This is a genomic window from Paenibacillus sp. J31P190, from assembly GCF_059692075.1.
Window position 1 is genome coordinate 149,299 of sequence record NZ_JCAUAS010000010.1, and the last position, 21,842, is coordinate 171,140.

17 protein-coding genes and 1 pseudogene are annotated in these 21,842 nt (G+C 48.5%); 15 read left to right on the plus strand and 3 right to left on the minus strand.

Going from position 1 to position 21,842, the window contains the following annotated elements:
* Window positions 1-30: 30 nt before the first annotated feature.
* The 8 genes from AC58U0_RS19070 to AC58U0_RS19105 all read left to right on the plus strand — a co-directional run bounded on the left by AC58U0_RS19070 (window position 31) and on the right by AC58U0_RS19105 (window position 9,905).
* Window positions 31-1,710 (plus strand): type 2 periplasmic-binding domain-containing protein, encoded by a 1,680-nt coding sequence (locus AC58U0_RS19070; RefSeq protein WP_497380546.1) that lies wholly within the window; start codon window positions 31-33, stop codon window positions 1,708-1,710.
* A 24-nt stretch (window positions 1,711-1,734) separates the two neighbouring features.
* Complete coding sequence (locus AC58U0_RS19075) at window positions 1,735-1,890, plus strand: hypothetical protein (protein WP_497380547.1); 156 nt, start codon at window positions 1,735-1,737, stop codon at window positions 1,888-1,890.
* On the plus strand, window positions 1,838-2,917 hold the full coding sequence (locus AC58U0_RS19080) for a Gfo/Idh/MocA family protein (protein WP_497380548.1): 1,080 nt from the start codon (window positions 1,838-1,840) through the stop codon (window positions 2,915-2,917). Before AC58U0_RS19075 ends, AC58U0_RS19080 begins: the two co-directional genes overlap by 53 nt.
* Window positions 2,918-2,944: 27 nt before the next feature.
* Window positions 2,945-3,967 carry a Gfo/Idh/MocA family protein gene (locus AC58U0_RS19085; protein WP_497380549.1) on the plus strand — a complete coding sequence of 341 codons (1,023 nt, stop codon included), beginning with the start codon at window positions 2,945-2,947 and terminating at the stop codon, window positions 3,965-3,967.
* Window positions 3,968-4,192: 225 nt separating this feature from the next.
* A complete protein-coding gene (locus AC58U0_RS19090; protein WP_497380550.1) occupies window positions 4,193-5,140 on the plus strand; it encodes a sugar phosphate isomerase/epimerase family protein in 948 nt (315 codons plus the stop codon).
* Between the two features lie 12 nt (window positions 5,141-5,152).
* A complete protein-coding gene (locus tag AC58U0_RS19095; RefSeq protein WP_497380551.1) occupies window positions 5,153-6,889 on the plus strand; it encodes a hypothetical protein in 1,737 nt (578 codons plus the stop codon).
* Window positions 6,890-6,903: 14 nt separating this feature from the next.
* Window positions 6,904-9,129: a glycoside hydrolase family 88/105 protein gene (locus AC58U0_RS19100; RefSeq protein WP_497380552.1), complete on the plus strand. Its 2,226-nt coding sequence runs from the start codon at window positions 6,904-6,906 to the stop codon at window positions 9,127-9,129.
* A 23-nt stretch (window positions 9,130-9,152) separates the two neighbouring features.
* Window positions 9,153-9,905, plus strand: a complete 753-nt coding sequence (locus AC58U0_RS19105; RefSeq protein WP_497380554.1) for an MgtC/SapB family protein — start codon at window positions 9,153-9,155, stop codon at window positions 9,903-9,905.
* Between the two features lie 1,039 nt (window positions 9,906-10,944).
* On the opposite strand, the gene xylA is transcribed toward AC58U0_RS19105, so the two are convergent.
* Complete coding sequence (gene xylA, locus AC58U0_RS19110; RefSeq protein WP_497380555.1) at window positions 10,945-12,264, minus strand: xylose isomerase; 1,320 nt, start codon at window positions 12,262-12,264, stop codon at window positions 10,945-10,947.
* Between the two features lie 172 nt (window positions 12,265-12,436).
* Between xylA and AC58U0_RS19115 the strand changes: the two genes are divergently transcribed.
* The 3 genes from AC58U0_RS19115 (at window position 12,437) to AC58U0_RS19125 (ending at window position 14,798) form a co-directional block, all read left to right on the plus strand.
* Complete coding sequence (locus AC58U0_RS19115; protein WP_497380556.1) at window positions 12,437-13,615, plus strand: ROK family protein; 1,179 nt, start codon at window positions 12,437-12,439, stop codon at window positions 13,613-13,615.
* Between the two features lie 135 nt (window positions 13,616-13,750).
* On the plus strand, window positions 13,751-14,209 hold the full coding sequence (locus AC58U0_RS19120; protein WP_497380557.1) for a hypothetical protein: 459 nt from the start codon (window positions 13,751-13,753) through the stop codon (window positions 14,207-14,209).
* Between the two features lie 85 nt (window positions 14,210-14,294).
* Window positions 14,295-14,798 carry a Crp/Fnr family transcriptional regulator gene (locus tag AC58U0_RS19125; protein WP_497380558.1) on the plus strand — a complete coding sequence of 168 codons (504 nt, stop codon included), beginning with the start codon at window positions 14,295-14,297 and terminating at the stop codon, window positions 14,796-14,798.
* 27 nt (window positions 14,799-14,825) lie between these two features.
* On the opposite strand, the gene hmpA is transcribed toward AC58U0_RS19125, so the two are convergent.
* Window positions 14,826-16,040: an NO-inducible flavohemoprotein gene (hmpA, locus tag AC58U0_RS19130; protein WP_497380560.1), complete on the minus strand. Its 1,215-nt coding sequence runs from the start codon at window positions 16,038-16,040 to the stop codon at window positions 14,826-14,828.
* A gap of 623 nt (window positions 16,041-16,663) precedes the next feature.
* Between hmpA and AC58U0_RS19135 the strand changes: the two genes are divergently transcribed.
* From AC58U0_RS19135 to AC58U0_RS19145, 3 genes and pseudogenes are all read left to right on the plus strand, one after another.
* Window positions 16,664-18,172: a dihydroorotate dehydrogenase gene (locus tag AC58U0_RS19135; protein WP_497380561.1), complete on the plus strand. Its 1,509-nt coding sequence runs from the start codon at window positions 16,664-16,666 to the stop codon at window positions 18,170-18,172.
* A gap of 19 nt (window positions 18,173-18,191) precedes the next feature.
* On the plus strand, window positions 18,192-18,926 hold the full coding sequence (locus AC58U0_RS19140) for a metallophosphoesterase family protein (RefSeq protein ID WP_497380563.1): 735 nt from the start codon (window positions 18,192-18,194) through the stop codon (window positions 18,924-18,926).
* Window positions 18,927-19,649: 723 nt separating this feature from the next.
* Window positions 19,650-19,843, plus strand: a pseudogene (locus AC58U0_RS19145) (transposase); the annotation flags it as partial.
* A gap of 94 nt (window positions 19,844-19,937) precedes the next feature.
* On the opposite strand, the gene AC58U0_RS19150 reads toward AC58U0_RS19145, so the two are convergent.
* Entirely contained in the window at window positions 19,938-20,573 is a 636-nt protein-coding gene (locus tag AC58U0_RS19150) for an FMN-dependent NADH-azoreductase (protein ID WP_497380564.1), read from the minus strand.
* 231 nt (window positions 20,574-20,804) lie between these two features.
* Between AC58U0_RS19150 and AC58U0_RS19155 the strand changes: the two genes are divergently transcribed.
* Window positions 20,805-21,839 (plus strand): agmatine deiminase family protein, encoded by a 1,035-nt coding sequence (locus tag AC58U0_RS19155; protein WP_497380565.1) that lies wholly within the window; start codon window positions 20,805-20,807, stop codon window positions 21,837-21,839.
* Window positions 21,840-21,842 lie beyond the last annotated feature (3 nt).

A 21,842-nucleotide genomic window follows, 5' to 3' on the forward strand; every position in this document is an offset into this window, starting at 1 on the left:
ACTTTTCAATATAAACAGGAGGGTTTGCGCATGAAAAGAAAGTTGTGGATGGGCATGACAATAGGGGTCGTAGCATTAGGGGCAACGCTAGTTGGTTGCAGCAGCGACAAGAAAGAAGGAGCAGCAGCCGGTACTACGGCTACGAATGCTCCGAAGGAGTCAGCGCCAGCCAAACGAGGAAATGTTACCGTTTCCATGTATGATCGGGGTGGTGTACCTGCGTCGGAGGGGAACTACGAAGAAAATCGTTGGACCAAGTGGATCAATCAAAACGGTCCTGTGAATGTGAAATACATTCCTGTCCTCCGAGGCGAGTCTACGAAAAAATTGAATGTTCTTTTTGCCTCCGGTTCTGCGCCTGATATTGTAAACGAGTACAACACGCCTTTCCGTAACAGTCTGTACGATCAAAAGCAGCTGCTTCCCATTGACGACATCTTAAAATACATGCCTGAATACCAGAAGCTGCTGGACCAGTATCCTCAGTTGAAGAAAGCGGGAACGAAGCCGGACGGCAAGCTGTATGAAGTCGGTAAAGTAAAAGAAGCAGTCATACAGCACATGTTAATAATTCGTACCGACTGGTTGAAAAAGCTGAATTTAAGCATGCCGACAACAACGGAAGAGCTAATGAAAGTAGCCAAGGCATTTGCTGAACAAGATCCTGACGGCAATGGTAAGAAAGATACGTACGGGATGAACATGAGCTACTATTCTGAACAAGCCATCAACGAGATTTTCGGTGAAAATTCGTCCAAGGATTTGATTGCCTGGGGAACTAAGGATGGAAAAATAATCCCCCTGTGGGACAATCAGCTGGCCTCCCTGACCTTCAAGAAAAAGCTCTATGACGATGGCATTATCGATAAAGATTACATCAATGATAAAGACGGCGCAAAGGCAAAACAAGACTTTCTGAATGGTAGAGTCGGCATTTACGTTAAATTTTCCGGCGGCATGTATGACTTTATTATGAACGACTTTGCTACGCTGAAGAAAAATGTGGCAGGCGCGGAAATTGCCCCCTTAGGCTATCCGAAATCGCCGCTGGGGACATTTACCGGTGGTGTAGATAATCCTGTACAAATGACGACTGTTGTGAACGCCAAGGCGAAGGAGCCGGAAGCTGTCGGTCGCTATCTTGACTTCATGATGAAACCGGAAACCGCTTTGAAGGTTATTAACGGGGACGAAGGGACACATTGGAAGAAGAGCGCCAATGGCTGCCGTGAGACCATCGATCCATTGAAATCGAAAAATGAAGTTGGCTACGCTTTAGACTATGAAATGTTCTACTCTTCAGGAACAGATAAGTGCAACTTTACGATAAACGGATTTAATACTGCAGCACCGGAACAGAAAGCCGGTTCGGACATGTATAAAGAACTTCAGAAAATTTATTTCGATCCGCAAAGACAATACCCTGGATTGACCCATGGGGAACATATGCCGGTCTATCCTGCTGATCTCCAAACGATTAACGCAACAATTCTTAAAGAGCAAACCGACATTTTTGTTAAGGCCACCATCAGCGGTGCGAAATACAGCCCGGAACAAGCCATTAAAGACGCACAAGCGGCATGGGATAAAGGCGGCGGCAAGCAACTTGAAGACTTTATGAACAAATGGTATGCGGAAAATAAAGATAAAGCGTTCCTTGCCAAGGATATTTTGACAATTGCTAGACAGCAAATGGAGCAAGTGAAGTAACTGATTTTGAAGGAGGAGCTGGACATGGATATGCGTTTGCCTGCCATGCAGACAACGTATGGATGTCCAGCTTCATTCATTATTACATATCATCGGATCGTTGATTACATCATGGGGGGAAATAGAAGTGAACAAGGTAAAGGTCGCCATCATTGGCTGCGGCGGTATAGCAACAGGTAAGCACTTACCCAGCCTAGCAAAGATAGAGCAAGTCGAAATTATTGGTTTTTTTGATATCGTGATTGAACGCGCTCAGCAAGCGGCAGAGAAGTTTGGTGCTCCCGGAGCGAAGGTGTTTGAGAACTATTATGAGCTTCTTGCTGATTCTTCGATTGACGTCGTTCATATCTGTACCCCCAATGATTCGCATGCAGAGATTTCTATCGCAGCTATGGAAGCAGGCAAACACGTCATGTGTGAAAAGCCGATGGCCAAAACAGCCGCCGATGCTAGGCGTATGGTTGAAGCTGCCAAACGTACAGGTAAGAAGCTGACCATTGGCTACAATAATCGCTTCCGAGCGGATAGTCAGTATTTGAAGAAAGTGGTTGAAGACGGCGATCTAGGCGACATTTATTTTGCTAAAGCGCATGCTGTTCGCAGACGTGGGGTTCCCACTTGGGGTGTTTTTTTGGATGAAGACAAACAAGGCGGAGGCCCGCTGATCGACATCGGCACACATGCTCTCGATTTAACGCTGTGGATGATGAATAACTATGAACCTAAGGTGGTGCTTGGCACCGCTTATCATAAGCTTTCTCGGAAAGAAAATGCCGCAAATTCATGGGGTCCTTGGGATCCTGAGAAATTCAAAGTGGAAGACTCCGCATTTGCGATGATCGTGATGAAAAACGGTGCGACCGTGATGGTGGAGGCGAGTTGGGCTTTAAATACATTGGATACGAAGGAAGCGAAATGTACGCTTTGCGGTACAGAAGGCGGAGCCGACATGCAGGATGGCTTACGCATAAATGGTGAAAATCACAGTCGTTTGTACGTCAATCAACTGCAGTTCGATGCCAAAGGTGCAGACTTCTACGAGGGTAAAAAAGAGAGCATGTCGGATAAAGAAATCCGTACATGGATTGATGCTGTAATGAACGATAAGCAGCCTATTGTAACGCCAGAGCAATCGTGTGTGGTTTCCGAAATACTTGAGGCTATCTACGAATCCAATAGAACGGGAAAAGCGGTCTATTTTGACTAAAATAACCCGAAATGAGGCCATTCTTTCATGATTAGAGTAGCGATGTTGAGCTTTTGGCATGTGCATGCAAAGGATTATGCACGTCTAGCCGCCGAGCACCCGGGTACTGAAATCGTGGCCGTATGGGATGAAGATCCCGAACGAGGAAGGCAAAAGGCAGAGGAGCATGGTGTTAGCTTTTATGCCGATCTGCATGTGCTTTTGGCCAATCCGGATATCGATGCCGTTATTGTGGATACGCCGACGAATCGGCACCGGGACGTCATCATCGCAGCAGCCAAAGCGGGTAAGCATATCTTTACTGAAAAAGTTATAGCTACCACGACGAAGGAATGTAAAGAGATATTGGCTGCGGTTGATGCGGCTGGGGTCAAGTTAACGGTTTCTCTACCTAGGCTATATACCTGGTTTACACAAGCTGCACATAACTTCATTCAGGAAGGTCAGCTTGGCACTGTAACAACGGTTCGTATACGGCTTGCTCATAACGGCGCATTGCGAACAATGAAAAATCCGAATGGCTCACTCCCCTCCCATTTCTTCAACTTAGAGGAGTGCGGGGGAGGGGCATTGATGGATCTTGGCTGCCATCCGATGTACTTGACACGCCTATTCCTGGGTTTACCGGAAAGTGTTAGTGCAAGCTTCGGCTATATCACGGAGCGAGAGGTAGAGGATAGTGCGGTAGCGACTTTGCGTTATTCCTATGGGGCAATAGGCATTGTTGAAGCGGGATTCATGAATAACTACTCTCAGTTTGATATTGAGGTGCAAGGAACGGAAGGCAGCCTCATGTATAGCAGAACCGATGACAAACTGTTAGTCCGAAGCCACAAGCTGGAAGGTGAAGCAGCAACAGGGTGGCAAGTGGTCACGAAACTGCCTGAGAATCTCCCTTCTCCTTTTGAACAATGGGTGTCACATATTCGAAATGGAACGACAGCTTCTGAAAATATACAAATAGCCGTTGATTTGACCCGTTTAATGGAAGCTTCGACTTTATCGGCACGCTCAGGTGCTGTATGTAGGCTGAGTGACCTGTCGGAATAAAGAAGCTTCCTTGTGGAAAGGCCAGATCATTCCCTGCAAAGAAATAAGGGTAATCTGGCTTTTCTTTACCACATAAGAAAGTATAAGTTTTCGGTTCCCGAAAACCCGCTTTCTTATTGGCGATAAAACCTACCTCTAAACGCGGTCGCTCACCTTTGAATGGCTTCGATAGAGGTTTTCTCATTTGAGGAAATGATGACAACAAAGCTCTGAGGAGGAACAAACATGTTGGACAAAGGGGAATACTCATTTTCTACCTGCTGGAATATTAAAAAGCATACGATTGGAAGGAACATGATAGAGGAGATCAAGGAGCTCGGTTTTCGTCAGGTGGAATTGAACTATAACGTGACGGAAGAAATGATGAAGACGATTGAGCCGATGATCGAAAAAGGGGAAATTGGTGTATCCAGTGTACACAATGTGTTCCCTTTCATTAATGATAAGGATTACGATACAGATTCTGTCATGCTTGGTTTCGATGACGAGGTGAAGCGCAAGCGATCCGTGGAGCTGTTGATTAGGTCTATGGAATATGCGAACCGTTATGGAGCGAAGGCTGTTGTCGTGCATCCAGGCGAAGTGCCTTTCGAATATAACATTGATTTGGATTTGAAAAAGCTTTACAGAGATCACGGGAAGGATTCACCGGAATATCAAAAGCTTTGGGAGATCATGTCCGAAAGGCGGGAGCGGTTGAGTCCGCTCTATACCAAGCGGATCCAAGAGAGTCTGGAGGAAGTGAGCGAGCATGCTGCCAAACAAGGATGGTCTGTAGCCATTGGCATCGAAACACGCTCAAGGTCGTATCAGATGCCGACCTTAATGGAGGCAAAGACCATTTGCGAGAACCTGAAAGGCAGCCCGGTTTACTTATGGTACGACATTGGCCATGCCATGATGATGGATCGGATGGGCTTGTATGACAACTTGAAGGAGCTGCAGGAAGTGAAACGCTATATTTATGGCGTACACATCCATGAAACACTAGAGCTGTCCGATCACTGGTGTCCTTATGTACATAGTAAAGATCTGCATTATTTTGATCATTTTCTAGAAGCGATTGATTTTGCCAAAGTCAAAGTGTATGAGTTGAAGGCTTTATGCCAGCCGGACGAGATCGATGAAAGCCACAGGCTTATTACAAGTAAAATTTCAGCTATGAAAGGTTAAAAGGTGATCAGCATGGACGCTACTTATAAACGGTTGGTACACATTTATGACGAACATACAGCAGCTATGCTGCAGCGGCAGGTGCTTGATCCTACATCGAAATATGTTGGCGGTATTATTGATGAAACGGGCATTGCTCGTGTCAATCATCTCAGCACGCCGAGCGTTTTGGCCGTATGGGCGTCGGCTATCGTTAATCCAGATTCACGTTACTATCACGATGAGACACTCTTGGCCGCTTTCGACAAAGCAGCGGATTTTATTTTGAACCGCCAGCATGTCGACGGTACGATCTCTTTAGGTTCAACCAATTATAATTCCCCTCCAGATACAGCCTTTGTTGTAGGCGGGATTACGCAAATCTATCAACTGCTTGAGGCGCATGACTGGGCGGCTGTGAAGCCTGCCTCTGTAAAGCTGAAGCTCTTCCTGGAGCGTACGATCCCTGCTATGCTGACAGGCGGATGTCATACACCGAACCATCGCTGGGTTATTACAGCGGCACTTTCGCTGCTGTATGAGATTTTTCAAATGCCTGAGCTGATAACTAGAGCGGATGAATGGTTGGCAGAAGGTATGGATATCACACATGATGGCGAATGGACAGAGCGCAGCAACGGCATCTATAATGCTGTAAGCGATATTGCTTTATACCATACGGGGCGTGTGTTAAACCGTCCAGAATTACTAGAATGTGTGCGTCGCAATCTGCGCATGATGGTGTATTTGATCCATCCATCCGGTGAGGTGGTAACCGACTATTCGGGACGCCAGGATTTCGGGCAAACGTTTAATATGGCGACTTACTTCCTCATTTATCGCTTAATGGCTGCTCACGATAAAGATCCTTTATTCGCTGCAATGTCGGACTACGCAGGTACCTTTATCAAGCATACGGAAGCGGTAAATAACAATGCGCTTTTGGGTTTATTGCTGTATCCCGAAGCAGATATTTCCGATTTGGAGCGGACTTCGCTTCCCGATCGATATGTCCAAGTTATCAATGAGCATCATCCGATCAATGAGCATCTGGCGCAAATCGATGGCGTGGGCCATCATATGAAAATTGAACACAGCAGCATGCACTTAGCCTTCGGCGCTCCGCTTGTGCGTATTCGGGAGCTGGATCAGAGCGTGACGATTATGCCGCAAACACCGTCATTCTTCTCCCTTCGCCATGGAAAAGTTAGGCTGCTGGGCATTAAGTTGTCTACATCCTTCTCACCTGGAATTGTGAAGTTCGCGCATCTCACTGCGGAGGAAGGCGTTTATAAGCTAGGAATCGTATTGGAAAAAGGATATAACGGACCGATCCCGCGACAATTTCTGCCGGAGTCCGCGGAGAGATCGACACTCAGTCCTTGGTACTTGCTTCCGCATCAGCATCGGCCGATGACACATCTGCAAACTCTAGAGTTTCAAGCGGAAATTACACAAGGAGATGGGGAATGGACGATTCGTATCCTTTCCGATGAGCGAGAGGATGTATTCACGCAGTTATCCTTTATTTTAGGAGATGAGGGTACGGTTAGCGGCAGTGATCTCGCCCAAGCCGAGGCAGGGAAATATTTCTTGAAAAACGGATCCATGACATATGCGGTGGATGAAGATGCGATTGAGATTTCAACAGGCGCCTACGAGCATTTGCTGCCTGTGCTTCGTGAAGACCAACATCCGGCTGGCTGCAAATACGTCCATGTGAACCTGGTGACGCCGTTCGACCGGACATTTACGGTTCGCCTACTGTAGAAAGGAAGGCCGAGATGACGACTTATTTTAATGAGCAAGAGAGTATACAGTCCCGCTTAGGAGACGATGATAACCGAACATTGAAGGTGCTTGCGGACCGCTACATTGGGGCTAATCCGCCCGTCCCATTCGCTTTCAGGGCCTTTTACCGATCTGGCGTTTTGCAAAACGAGGATGGGATGTTTGATTTAAATCTGGGACGGAGATTTCCCGAAGCAAGACCCGGTCAATTTTCATATGCCTATGGTTTAGTATGGAGTGATGGTGAACGAAACCTGGATGTGTTGTTCCGCTGTTTGGGGCCAATTGAGTTCTTTTTCAATGATGAACGTGCCTATCGTTCCAACGTAATCGATGAAATTAAGCCAGATGCCAGCGTTAAGCTTAATCTGAACTTTGTGAAAGGTTGGAACCGACTTTTTATCAAAGCTAAGCATACAGCTGCGGGCTTCGGCTGCTTGTTCGGATCTGATGAAGCCAAGGTACGGATTCTGAATGTGCTTACTCCGTTTGCCGAAAGACAAGGACAGGCAGGATGGGTATACTCTGCTCCGGTCGACACGGATCTATTCGAGGGCAGTCCACTGCCGGATGGTTTGGCGTCCGAGAAAGAGTACGGGCTGCGCTGGCTGCCGACCTGTGAGTGGAGTGAGAGCGAGCTTGCGAAGCCTGTCTGCGAGCGCTTATTCGGCTTACAACCTGGTAAGCAAGCGTACGCGTGGACGAAGCTGAACAAAGTAAGCTCAGGTGAAGAAGCTTGCCTGCTGAAGGGCCATGCGGCAGGACCGTTAAACGTTTGGCTGGATGGGAAACAGGTATTGGAGCTTGCTAAAGAAGGCAGCTTTCAGGTGGAAGTGCCGCTATCTTTTGGCAAACATGATCTGTTAATCCGTAGCATTTGTGGAAATAATGCATGGGGCTTCACACTTCATGCCTCTGTTAGGGGAGAGGTTGTCCGCTTAAGCGCTCCTCAGAAGGTTCACGGGTCAGCTGAGCCGTGGTTATATGTGGGGCCACTGGATTCCAGTGTTGAGTTAGCGTATGAGGAATTAATAAGAACCGATCGCATTTATGCTAAAAGTTCAAAGTCAGATGCTGCAGGTGACAAGACGTACTGGCAGTTAGACCGTCCAGACGCTTGGATACGTCCTTATTATGAGAATGCCATGCTGAGCAATAAGTGGACCGTCGGCAACGTCACGAATTATGCCCGCTGGGATTATCCGCTAGGCGTTACCATTTATGGGCTGTTGCAAGCTGGTCGGTTGCTGGAGCGGTCTGATATTATCGGGTACGCCCTCGATCATGTTCAAAGCTGCACCGACATGTTCGAATACTCCTTATGGGATCGAGAGAAGTACGGGTTCCCGGCGATCAATCAACAATTAGTCATGATGAAAATGCTGGATAACTGCGGTTCCTTTGGCTCCGCGATGCTGGAAGCTTATCAGGATGACAAGGATTCGGGCTTCTTGCCGATAGCGCAGCGAATTGCCGACTTCATGCTCAATCGGCTGGAGCGTAAAGAAGATGGGGCATTTTATCGGATATGTCAGGATGAATATTCGGAGAATACGATGTGGGCCGATGACCTCTACATGAGCACGCCGTTTCTCTGCCGCTATGCGGGGATAACCGGTAACAGTGAGGCGCTGGATGAGGCAGCGAAGCAATTTCTGTTATTCCGCAAGTATTTATACATGCCGGATCAGCGCATCATGTCGCATGTCTTTGATTTCAAATACGGCATGGCAACCGGCATTCCTTGGGGACGTGGGAATGGATGGACACTCTTCTCGCTGACAGAGGTGCTGGAGGTTCTACCCGCAGACTATGAAGCTCGCCCGGAGTTAGTTCATTTCTTTAACGAGCTGTGCGCAGGATATGCCGATCTGCAAGCTGAAAGCGGGCTGTGGCATCAGGTGTTGAACGATCCCGATGCCTATCAGGAAGCTTCGTGTACCGCGATGTTCGCCTATGCCTTTGCGAGAGGCGTGCGATTCGGCTGGCTCAAGGAACCAGATCGCTTCATCCATGCTTCGCTGAAGGCATGGGACGGTTTGACCCGTCTCGCCATCGACGCTCAGGGCAACGTGCATGGCGTTTGCAGCGGCTCGCGGTATGCTTTTACCGCTGATTATTATAAAAAGGACCTGCTCACCGTAACCAATGACAACCACGGGGTTGGCATTATGATGCTGGCTGGGGCAGAAGTCGTGAAGCTGAAGCGATGGCTGTAGCAGCCGCTTGAAGTGATGCATAAATGACGGCTGTAAGCAGTGTATGGCAAATTAGTCATTTTGATTTAATCGTAAGAATGGTGTTGGCGGTCGTTCTGGGCGGTTTGATCGGTCTTGAACGGGAATTGAACAATCACGCAGCGGGCTTTCGTACGCATATTTTAGTTTGTTTAGGCTCCGCCACCATCATGCTGCTGTCGGAGTATGGATTCTCTGACTTTGTAGATGAACCCAACGTCCGTATAGATCCGTCCCGCTTGGCTGCACAGGTTGTCAGCGGCATCGGCTTTCTTGGCGCAGGCGCGATATTCCGAAACGGCAGTGTTATTAAAGGCTTGACTACCGCAGCTTCCGTTTGGTTGGTGGCGGCTATCGGTTTGAGCGTGGGTGCAGGCTTTATTACCGGGGCGTTGGTATGCACCTTTTTAGTACTCATCAGTTTGTATCTCCTGAATAAGTGGGAGAAGCATTTCCTAAGGCACCGCCGAACTCACGAAATAGAGATCATGATCAATGAGCATCCCGGCTTCCTCAACTTGGTTACCTCCCGTTTTGGGGAGCAGGGTATCCTAGTCACCAATCTAAAGATGATGCCAGGAAGCGAATCTTCCCTCATATCAGGGAATACCGGAAATACCCCAATGATGCACTTGATCTTCAGCTTAAGATGTCCGAAGCACGAGAAGCTTCTTGCCGCATACGAACAAATTGCGGCTCTGGACATCGTCGTTAGGATGGAAGCTGCGAACTTCATTTTTCATAAAAAGGTGGCCTAAGAAAAGGTAGGCATGTGGTTCAAGTTTTTTGAATCTCTGATCTCTGATCTCTTCGATCAGAGATCTTTTCTATTTTTCGAGGGATAATCGGAAGTTAGCGATTACCAATGTTGTAAATTCTACAACAATTGACGCGCTCAAGGGCTATTTTGCGAGTTGAAGTTGATCACTAGATTTTAGCGGAACGTAGAAGCCTTATTTTGCTCAAAACCGCGTATTTCACGTTTTCGCGGAACGAGGAGCCTCTATTTCCCGCTATCGAGGTGTAAAAACCGGTAAAACGCCAAAATAGCGCCCCCACGTTCCGCGTACCGGTCCGGCATCGGCATAATCACCGAAATAGCGGCTGCTCGTTCCCTATGATCCGCAGATTAGCAGCTTATATGTCCGAAATCACTCCACAGAGTTGGATTTGACCAGCTGTTTTTCAGTATTTGAACAGATTTCTATTTTCTATTTACCTGCCCTCGCACCAAACTTTTCTGCTATACACTCCGATAACGGAGCACGTCATATGGTTTACAACAGGTCGAATAATTAATGTTCACGCACCAGTGAACCTATTCTTGATTATCTACCTGCCCTCGCATTCAACTTTTATACAAAAATAAAAAACGTAAGAGAACATTATTTTCATTCTTGGGGGTGGCGTCGTAGGCGTCGTGATTGTTTTTACAACAGTCCCCGGCGTATTGGCCTATGGGATGTGCAGGATCGCATTTTGACGATGGGTCCTGATTTAAGACAATACCATGTAGAACTAGATTGGATGAATGAATCGACGGTCTCCGTTATTTAAGTACTGGGCAAATGGTGGTTTCGAGGGAATTATGGTTGATAAGAAATTATTGGCCTGAGCGGGCATTTTGCATATTAAGATGAGAGTTCCTGATATCGCTAAGGAGGCAAATTTCCACGTTGTCCATCAGATAGCGATGGAAAACATCGTTACAGAGAGAAGAGGTGTTTTCTGCACAAGCCACCAGACAAACAAAAAAATCCCGCTCACGCCTAACGGCTGGAGCGGGATTTTTGACAATTAGGAGTTAATCAGATACTGGTTAACCGTCGCCTTAATCAATTCCAAACGGCCGGATTGGTTCACGATGTTGTTGCTGTTCTCTAGCGCGTAAGCTTCAAGCGTCTTGAAATCCGCTTTGCCGGAAACGATGTCGGCACCGATGCCGGATTTGAAGGAAGCATAGCGCGTGTCGAGGATGTTATCGAATACGCGGTCTTCGATCAATTTGGCAGCGACTTCTAAGCCGCGAGCGAAGGCGTCCATACCTGCGATGTGGGCGTAGACGACATCGATAGGCTCGAAGGAAGTACGGCGAACCTTGGCGTCGAAGTTCACGCCGCCGCGGCCGATGCCGCCTTCGTTCAGGAGGATTTCGTACATCGCGAGTGTCGTCGAGTACAAGTCTGTCGGGAACTCGTCGGTATCCCAGCCGAGCAGCAGGTCGCCTTGGTTCGCATCGATGGAACCAAGAACGCCGTTGATGCGCGCGACGCGAAGCTCGTGCTCAAAGGTATGACCGGCAAGCGTGGCATGGTTCGCTTCCAGGTTTAATTTGAAATACGGCAGCAAGTCGTATTTTTGCAAGAAAGATAGTGTCGTAGCCGCATCGAAGTCGTATTGGTGCTTGGATGGCTCTTTTGGCTTAGGCTCGATCAGGAATTGACCGTCGTAGCCGATTTCTTTGGCATAATCAACCGCCATGTGAAGGAAGCGAGCAAGGTTATCAAGCTCCAGGCCGAGGTCCGTGTTCAGCAGAGTCTCGTAGCCTTCGCGTCCGCCCCAGAAAACGTAGTTTTCGGAGCCGAGCTCTTTGGCATGATCTAATGCTTTTTTCACTTGGGCAGCAGCGTAAGCAAATACGTCTGCATTATTCGTTGTAGCAGCGCCATGAACGAAGCGCGGGTTGGTGAACATATTGGCTGTATTCCAGAGCAGCTTCTTGCCGCTGGATTTCATTTTATCTTTGATCAGAGCAACGATCTCGTCTAGGTTCTTGTTCGTTTCTTGAAGCGTGCTGCCCTCAGGCGCGATATCACGGTCATGGAAAGCGAAGTAGTCGACATCCAGAATGTTCAGCAGCTCAAAGCAAGCGTCAACACGAGCTTTGGCCAGCTCAAGGCCGGAATATTGATCCCAAGCGCGAATGGCTGTGCCGCTGCCGAATGGATCGGAGCCATTAGCGGAAAAAGAATGCCAGTAAGCGATTGCAAAACGCATATGCTCACGCATCGTTTTGCCTAAAATAATTTGATCAGGATTATAAAATTTAAAAGAAAGCGGGTTCGTCGATGTGCGGCCTTCGTACTTAATCGGTTGAATGTTGTCAAAGTAGCTCATGAATTCAGCCTCCATAAATTAAGGAATAAATGCTTATGCAGTCATCATAGCATCAATTGAATAGTTTGTAAATTCATTAAACAAACTTAGTTGGTGCGTGAAAATGTCTTTCATGTTAAAATCAGTTCATTAGAAAAGTGCGACAAGCAATTAGAGCAATGTGGGGGCAAACATGAAGCAAACAGGCGATTTGAATCTCGTAAAAAAAATAAATAAATCCATCGTACTACACCATATTCGCACGAATTCGCCAATATCCCGAGCACGGATTGCAGAAATTACAGGGCTGACAAAGGCTACAGTGTCGAGTCTTGTTAACGAATTGATCGAGAGCAGTGTCGTCGAAGAAATAGGCGTTGGTGAATCAAGCGGCGGGCGCAAGCCGATGATGCTGCTTTTTAATGGAACGGCTGGTTATGCCGTCGGAGTAGACCTAGGGGTTACTGATATTCTCGCGGTGCTGACGGATTTAAGCGGTAAGATCATCCGCGAGGTAAGAGTGCAGCATGACAATGCTTCTGTCGAAAAGGTCGTCCAGCTGTTGAAAACGACCATCCGCGGACTGATCGAAAACGCGCCCGAAAGCGTCTACGGCATTATCGGCATCGGCATCGGAGTGCCGGGTATTTGCGATGAGAGCGGCAATCTGCTGTTCGCGCCGAATCTGGGCTGGGAGAACGTGCCTTTGCAGCAGCAAATCGAGGAGACGTTCAACATTCCGGTTGTTATTGATAACGAAGCGAACGCAGGAGCTGTGGGGGAGAAACAGTTCGGAGCCGGTAAAGACACGGCGAATCTGGTATATGTGTCGATCGGCATCGGGATCGGTGCCGGGATCATCATTAAGGGCGAGCTGTACCGCGGGGCGACCGGCTTCTCTGGTGAGATCGGGCACATCTCGATCCAGCACGACGGGCCCAAATGCAGCTGCGGCAGCTTGGGCTGCTGGGAGCTGTATGCGTCGGAGCATGCGCTCCTCACGCAGGCGCGCCGCGAGCTTAACGATGACGCTGCGGATCTGGAGGTTTTGCTGAGCAAAGCCGAAGCAGGAGATCCGACGGTGATCGCGCTTTTTGAGCGCCTTGGTTATTATCTAGGTGTAGGCGTAGTTAATATTATCAACGGATACAATCCCGAATATATTATTCTCGGCGGCCGCTTAGCAAGCAGCGAAAGATGGCTGATGAAGCCGCTGCTGGCTCTGCTCGAGAAGCGTTCCCTGCCGCATCCGCGCAAGCAGCTGAAAGTGGCGTTCAGCGAGCTGCGCGATCGGTCTACAGTGCTCGGGGCGGCATCTTTTGCAGTGGCTACATTTTTCGTGGAGACAACGGTTTCGGTTGATCGGAACTAAGCTAGTAGTAATTCCTGCCATTTGGTTGACCGAAGGATGGTCACTTTTGTACAATGAGAAAAGTGCCAAAAATTCGAGAACAAAGGACGGGAACCAACGATGTTTCTACGTTCACTAGTGATGTGCTGCTACCTCATGGGAGCATATTGGGCATCCTACCATTTCCCATCAATGAAGATGGTGTTTTATCCGACGCTTGGGGCATTCTGCTTTCTTTTTATGCACCGGGTAGACCAAATTAAGGATATTGGACGCATCACGATGGGTGCCATCATAGCCGTGATATTAGGCAGCACCATGTATGCGATAAGCCACGGCGCCATATCTTTTTTCATAACAGCTATACTTACCATCTTTCTCATTCAATGGTTCAAATGGAACGCGGCCCCGATTTTGTCCGTTTCGTTCATTCCCTATTTTGCGCATTCAGTCTCATTCTGGGCACTGCCTGCAGCCGTCTTCGTTTCTCTTCTGGGGCTGATAGGATCGATTTGGCTCATCGGCAAGTTGGAGCAGTTGAATTGGTTTGCCAGATTGACACTGGCACTTACGCCGCTTCGCACGAAGCTGGAGCCGTTAAAAAAAGAGATGTAGCTGGTTAGCAGCTAGCAATCATAAACAAAAAAGCGATCAGCAGATGAATGCTGTCGCTTTTTTTCATAAATGAAGGAGAATGGAAATGAAACTGCACAAAGGAGAAATCCTATTCCGCCAAGGAGACACGGGTCCACTGTACCAACTCCAAACCGGTCTGTTGAAAATTGTCCGTGCTCATGAGGATGGGAATACGACACTCGTGAATATCATTGTGCCTGGCGAGACCATTCCACATCATTCGCTCATTAGCCCAAGTCCTTACTACGGTACTGCGATAGCGCTTGTCACTTGTGACATAGAGGTGCTTCCTGCTGCCCAGTGGTACGAACAGCTGGAGCGCAGTCCGGAGCATTTCCGCACGATTGCCCGACAATTACAGGATAAACTGCGCATGATGCAGCAGCGAATTGATCAACTGACCGAAATGGCTCCCGCTGTTAAGCTGAAGAAGCTGGGAAATTGGTTCCAAAACTACCTGGGAACGTCGAAGCTGACAGACATACTGACGCAGGAGGAAATCGGTCAGTTCATCGGGCTTCGCCGGGAGACCGTGAATCGTCTACTGAGGGAGAACGTAAAACCATAGTACAGGCGAAATCAGATCGCCAATCCTTTACAGAGTGCCCGCAGGACCAAAAAATTCATAGTGGCGATCCGAGTCGGGAACACCCCATTCGCGGAGCGCTTGGTTCACTGCTTTCATAAACGGTACGGGTCCGCAGAAATAAAAGCTAGCTTCCACAGTCGGTACAATGCTTTGGAGCCATGGCAAATCGATATATCCTGTTTTCTGAAAAGCTTGCTCAGCTGCATCGGCTTCCGTCGGTTGCTCATAGCACCAGGCAACAGTCACTTGCGGATGCTGCATGGCGAGCTCTTCAACTTCCCTGCGCAGCGCGTGATGCTGACCGTTCTGAGCGGCATGGATAAAAGTAACCTGACGATTCGGCGACGTGGTTGCAAGGGTATGAAGCATGCTGACCATTGGTGTCAGCCCAACACCGCCGCTGATAAGTACGATAGGCCGAGTATCCTTTTGATCCAATGTAAAATCGCCAGCAGGCGCGGATAACCACAGCACATCGCCCTCCTGCACCTGGTTGTGCAGATAGACCGAAGCTTTGCCAGCAGGAATAGCAGGATTGTGATCTTCGCGTTTTACAGAGATGCGATAGTAAATCTCCCCGGGTGCATGCGAGAGGCTGTACTGTCGAATATGGGTATGTTCTTCCCCTGGAATCTGAATTCGGATACTCACATACTGCCCCGGTTCAAATGCTGCGAGTGCGCCTCCATCTTGGGGTGCCAGGTAGAAGGAAGTGATGACGTCGCTTTCTTTGTTTTTGCGTTCGACTCGGAACGCTCTGAAATCCTTCCAGCCTCCGGGTTGTTGTGCAGATGTATCATACATCTCAGCTTCAATACTGATGAAAGCATCCGCTATGACCCCATAGGCTTCAGCCCAAGCTTGAAGAATTTCATCGGTTGCTGCATCGCCCAACACTTCTTTGATAGCTGCAAGCAAATGTTGGCCGACAATCGGATAATGCTCCGCCTTGACTCCTAGGCTGCGATGTTTATGGGCAATTTGTTTCACAGCAGGTAAAATGGCTTCGAGCCGATCAATATGGAGGGCTGCTGCATACACAGCATTGGCTAGAGCGGTTTGCTGCCGGCCTTGTTTTTGATTCGCATGATTGAATATATTCAGCAGCTCGGGATGTGCCGTGAATAATCGGTCATAGAAACGTTTGGTTATCGCTACACCGTGAACTTCCAGTACGGGAACTGTGGATTTAATAACGCGGATAGTTTGCTCGTTTAACATAAAGGAACGCCTCACTTCACATAGATTAACTTGATACCCTTAGTATAGTGAACAAGACGATGGAGGCGGTGTGATTTTAATCACAGGGAATAGCAACAATCTGTGACGTAGGCATGGCGCCTAATCCGCGGTATACTGGATAAAATAAACAAATACAGGAGTACTTATCGATGCCTGATTGGTCTTATCACGCGATATTTCGTCCATTGCTATTTCGACTGCCGGGGCGCATCGCCCGGAACTTGACCCTTCATGCGATAGGCGGATTAAGCCGTGTCCCAGGCGGAACATTCGTGATCAAAACAATGGGTCACATGGAGTTGTCGCCGATCCTCGAGGATGAATTGGCGGGGGTGCCGATTCAATGTCCTATCGGCCTGAGCGGCACGCTTGATCTTCACGGGACCGCGCACAAAGCACTGGCCCAGTTCGGGTTCGGCTTCATCGAGCTCGGACCAGTGACTGTCCGAGCAGTACATGATGACGCGCCGATCGATCGCGACGTAGTATGTGGGGCCATCGTGTATCCCGATGGCTATGTCAACGACGGCGTGGACGCGATCGTCCAGCGCCTGCGCAAGGGCACGGGGCATCGCCTGCCGCACTTCGTGCGGCTGCGGCCGATGCCGGGCAGTTCGCCGCGCGAGGCGCTGCTTGAGCAGCAGGAGCTGCTCTCGAAGCTGGCGCCGTACGCGGCGGGGTTCTACATCGATGGCCTTGCCGAAGGCTGGCCATCGGATGAAGCCTTAGCGTACCTCCGCGAGGTACGCCTTATAGCTGAAGCAGCGGCCCCAGGGAAGCCGCTGCTTCTCTACCTGCCGCAGCCAACTCCCATCGGGATGCTGCGTGAACTTACCGACACCGCCGCGAGCTTCAGCGGTGTCGTCGTCGGCGAAGCGCTGCGCGCGCCGAGCACCCGCCGCGAACGCGTCGGCGGCGGTGCGGAGGCGCTGGGGGCGCAGCTGAGCCAGGTCCGGCTGCTCCGCGAGTCGCTTGGCGAGCGGAGCACGATTGTTGCGGCGGGCGGCGTTCATCAGCCGCAGGATGCTCTAGAGCTGTTGGCAGCTGGAGCGAATAGCGTCCAGCTGCACAGCGGTCTGGTGTACGCGGGGCCAGGGCTGCCCAAGCGAATCAATGAAGCGATCCTTCATGAGCGCATCAAGCAAACAGCTGAGCCCCAGCCGCCTTCGTTTTGGGCCAACTGGGGCTGGATGAGCCTGCTGGGTATCGGCATGATGATTGGCGGTGTACTCGCATGGCTTATTGCGTCCACAAGCGTTCTCCTGCCTTACGACGAAACTTTTCTTGGCGTGAGCCGAAGTGTCATAAATCGTTTTAATGGGCATATTATACATTTCATGTCCCATGACCGCATTACTTTAGCGGGGACGATGATTTCAATAGGTATCTTTTATTATCAACTGGCTCGTCATGGCTTGCGTTACGGGCTTCACTGGGCGCGAACTGCGGTAGTTGCTTCGAGTGCGGTGGGGTTTAGCAGCTTTTTCCTTTATCTCGGCTATGGCTATTTTGATCCTCTTCATGCCGCAGTTGCGGCCGTGCTCCTTCCGATGCTGCTGCTGACCTTGCGCGGATTGAAAGATCATCCTTCCCGTAAGAAGCCAGGCGTGCTGAATGATTCGGTTTGGCTCAGAGCGCAGTGGGGTCAATGCTGCTTCGTTGTACTCGGATTTGGTTTAGCAATTGGAGGCTTGACGATATCTTTCGTAGGTATCACTACCGTGTTCGTACCGACAGATTTAGCCTATCTTGGCCTGACAGTCCAGCAGCTTGCTGCTTGGAACGATCACATCATTCCGCTCATTGCTCATGACCGGGCAGGATTCGGCGGAGCGCTCTTTTCATTAGCGGTAGCGATTACAGCCTCCGCTTTATGGGGGGTCAACCAAGGCGAAAGCTGGTTGTGGTGGACGTTTCTCTGGGGCGGTCTTCCCGGATTTGCGGCCGGGCTTCTGGTGCATGTTCACATTGGCTATATGGACTTCATTCATTTGTTGCCTGTTTATATAGCCGTTCTGCTGTATGTCGTTGGATTGTATCTGATGTATCCGTTTTTGGTTGGCAGAGCGGGCAGGAGAGAAGCATCCATTTCGCGTAACGAAAAATATTAACATAAAGGCAGGTGGGTCGATGGAGAAACTAGCCATTATTTCAGATATCCATGGTAATATGCCTGCATTCGAAGCGGTTATGAAGGATATTCAGCATCGACATGTTACGGAGATCATTTGTCTAGGGGATTTAGTAGGGAAGGGACCGCATTCGGATCTCGTTGTTGATCACGTGCGGGAGGTTTGCCATAAGGTTATTATGGGAAACTGGGATGATTTCATCGGTAATCCTACCGAAGATCCGGTTTTGCTTTGGCAGCAGACTAGGCTTGGGCGCGAGCGGTTGACTTATTTGAAAGGGCTGCCTTTTTGCTATGAGTTTTGGATGAGCGGGAAGTTCGTGAGGTTATTTCATGCTTCGCCAAGAAGCGTATATGAACGTATTCAGCCGTGGGACCAGATGGAAAGCCGTATGTCGATGTTTGAGTCCTCGGAAGTGTGCGGGGAGCCTTTGCAAGCTGACGTGGCAGGCTATGGTGATGTTCACAACGCCTATTTGCAGGTACTTAGGGGTAAAATGCTTTTCAATACAGGAAGTGTAGGGAATCCACTGGATTTGACACAAGCTTCTTATGTCCTTCTTGAGGGGAATTACCACAGCAAACAGCCCGCAGCCTTCAATCTACAGCATGTACGAGTGCCTTACGACATTGAGCTCGCTGTCCAGCACGCAAAGGATGAGCAGATGCCGGATTCGGACGCCTATATCTTGGAATTGCGAACGGGTCAATATCGCGGGAGAAAGACGAAATAGGTACAAGGGCTGTTTCAAAAGTAGTATCTGCTTTCGGGCAGCCACTTTTATTCATAGGTGACTAAAAAACTACGAGCCACTAATTAAGTGGCTCCGCTTCTTTTACCTTGGTAAAACAACGGCACAACCTTTGCTCACAAAGCGGTACTGAATGGAAGACACTGAATTTCTATGTAGTTTTGTCTCTTTGAACTGACCGCAAAGGGTACAAGCTTCACTTGTAACAAAAGTGGCTATCCAAAAAGTAGTCGAAGATGTCTGAGAGACAGGCCGTACACGCAGAGTTTGCCGAACTGTGACGCAATGATGAAAAGTATCGTTACAGCATGTAAACGATGATTGAGCTCCCTTGCAACAATGTAAAACATCGTTCCATCAATCTTTTTATGGGCCGTTATACGCCCAATCGCCCTCCTAACGATGTAAAACATCAATGCAGCAATCGCAATGCGACCTCAACTTTAATCTAACGATGAAATACATCATTGCAGCAAAAGTGGCTGTGCAAAAAGTCGCCGAAGATGACTGCGAGAGATACTGTGCGACAAAACAAAGGGCTGTCCCAAAAGTCATAAATGACTGAGGGGCAGCCTCTCGTTTTTTGGTAAAATGGAGGTACCACCCAACCACTTACGAAAGGAACGATTTTTTTGTACATTCCATATACCATGGATCAAATTGACTTGTCAAAGTGTGCATGGTATGCGAAGAAGGCAGCGCGCTAGCGGCCGACGTATGATCGAGCCGGAGCCAGTGTTTGGTGATACGAAGAACAGTCGTGGATTCAAAAGGTTCCTGCTTCGAGGCTTACCCAAAGTAAGTCTAGAGGTCGGGTGGCTTTCGCTAGCCACAGCTTACTGAAGAAAGCGGCGGTAGACGTCAAAAACAAAGGAGCTAAGCACATTCAAGCCGCTTAGCTCCTTTTTCATTCAAATATTCACTATTTTAAACAATTAGATCTGTCCCACACATCTATCATGTTACTTTTGAGACGACCTCTTTTATCATTTGTTAGAACGTCTTAGCTAATGCTTGCGCACGGCTAATCGCATCCTCTTTAATTTGCGGAGCTTTGTCGGGTGACTGAGCCATGCCCTCAACAAAAATTCCTTGGAAATCCGTAATGCCGAAGAATGACATGATGACACTTAAGTAACGATGTCCCATTTCCATAGCGGCAGCAGGTCCTTCCGAATAAACGCCGCCGCTTGCTTGGATATGCAGCGCTTTTTTGTCAGGCAACAAGCCAACAGGGCCAGTTTCTGTGTACTTAAACGTTTTGCCAGCGATACAAATAGCATCGATATAGGCTTTCATAAGCGGTGGGAAAGAAAAGTTCCACATTGGCGTTACGAATACGTATTTATCCGCTGCTACAAACTGATCCGTTATTTCGCCAAGTCGGCCTACTTTTGTTTGTTCTTCCTTACTCAAATCTGAGAATTGTTGACCGCCTCTTAATTTCCCCCACCCGCTGAATACGTCGGCATCAATGTGAGGCAATTGAATGCTGTATAAGTCCAGATGGATGACTTCATCATTGGGGTTGGCTTCCCGATAGGTATCAATAAAAGCTTTTCCTACAGCCATACTGAATGATGTTTGGTGGTCATGGGGATGTGCTGAAATGTGTAAAACAGTTGCCAATGTGATCCGCCCTTTCATTTCGTTGCATGTTAAAGCCATATATAATGTTCATTAAAAGCAAACAAAATATGCATAGCAGAGCAATTTGGCTTTAAACGATTGCTAAATTTGTAAACCTATGTACATTGAGCCTAAGCTCCTTTTGGTATATGATGAAAGACGGTGCATTTGACTTCAAAATTTGCCCTTCATATGGCTGCCAACAAATTTATATAAAGTGAGATGGATGAGATGAAACCTAAGGATTTACACTATAGAATGCCAGCAGAGTGGACAACACACGAACGTACCTTTATTTCTTGGCCCGTTCAATCTTCGATGGTTTATCCGGAGGATCACGCGATTGTATCAAAAGGCTATGCAGATTTGGCCAAGGCCATTGCTGAGTTCGAGCCAGTGACAGTGATTGTGAACCCGGCGGATGCTGAGCAAGTAAAGGCTATGTTCGACGAGAAGAACGTAGATTTTCTGATCATTCCGCATAACGATGCTTGGTTCCGTGATAACGGCCCAACATTCTTGTTAAATGAACAGCAGGAAATCGCAGCTGTTAATTGGAAATTCAACGCGTGGGGCGGCAAATATGCGCCGTGGGATCTTGATGATAATGTGGCTCCGCAAATTTTGGAGCATCACGGTGTGAAGCGTTTTGACGCTCCGCTCGTCATGGAAGGCGGCTCCATTCATGTGGATGGAGAAGGTACGCTTTTGACTACTGAGGAATGTCTTCTGAACACGAACCGCAATCCGGACCTAAGCCGCGAACAAATTGAAGAGTATGTGAAAAACTTCGTCAACGTCGAGAAGATCATCTGGCTGAATAAAGGGCTGGACGGCGATGAAACGGACGGTCATGTCGACAATATTGCTTGCTTCGCGGCTCCAGGCAAAATCATTTTACAGGTCTGCAACGACCCAGCGGATGCGAACTATGCGATTACACAGGAGAATTTAGAAATTCTGCGCAATGCGACGGATGCTAAGGGACGTTCTTTTGAAATTATCCAGATCGAGCAGCCTCCTTTAACGTTTTTTGAAGAGCAGCGTCTGACACTGAGCTATTTGAACTTTTATTTCGTAAACGGCGGCATTATTTTGCCGGTGTTTGGCGGAACTGCGGAAGAGACGGATCGTAAGGCGGCAGAGGTGCTAAGCGCAGCTTTCCCAGATCGCAGAATCCGCACCATTAACGGCATGTCCATCATCAAAGAAGGCGGCAACGTCCACTGTACGACACAGCAAATGCCAGCAAGCAAGAAAGGGTGATTC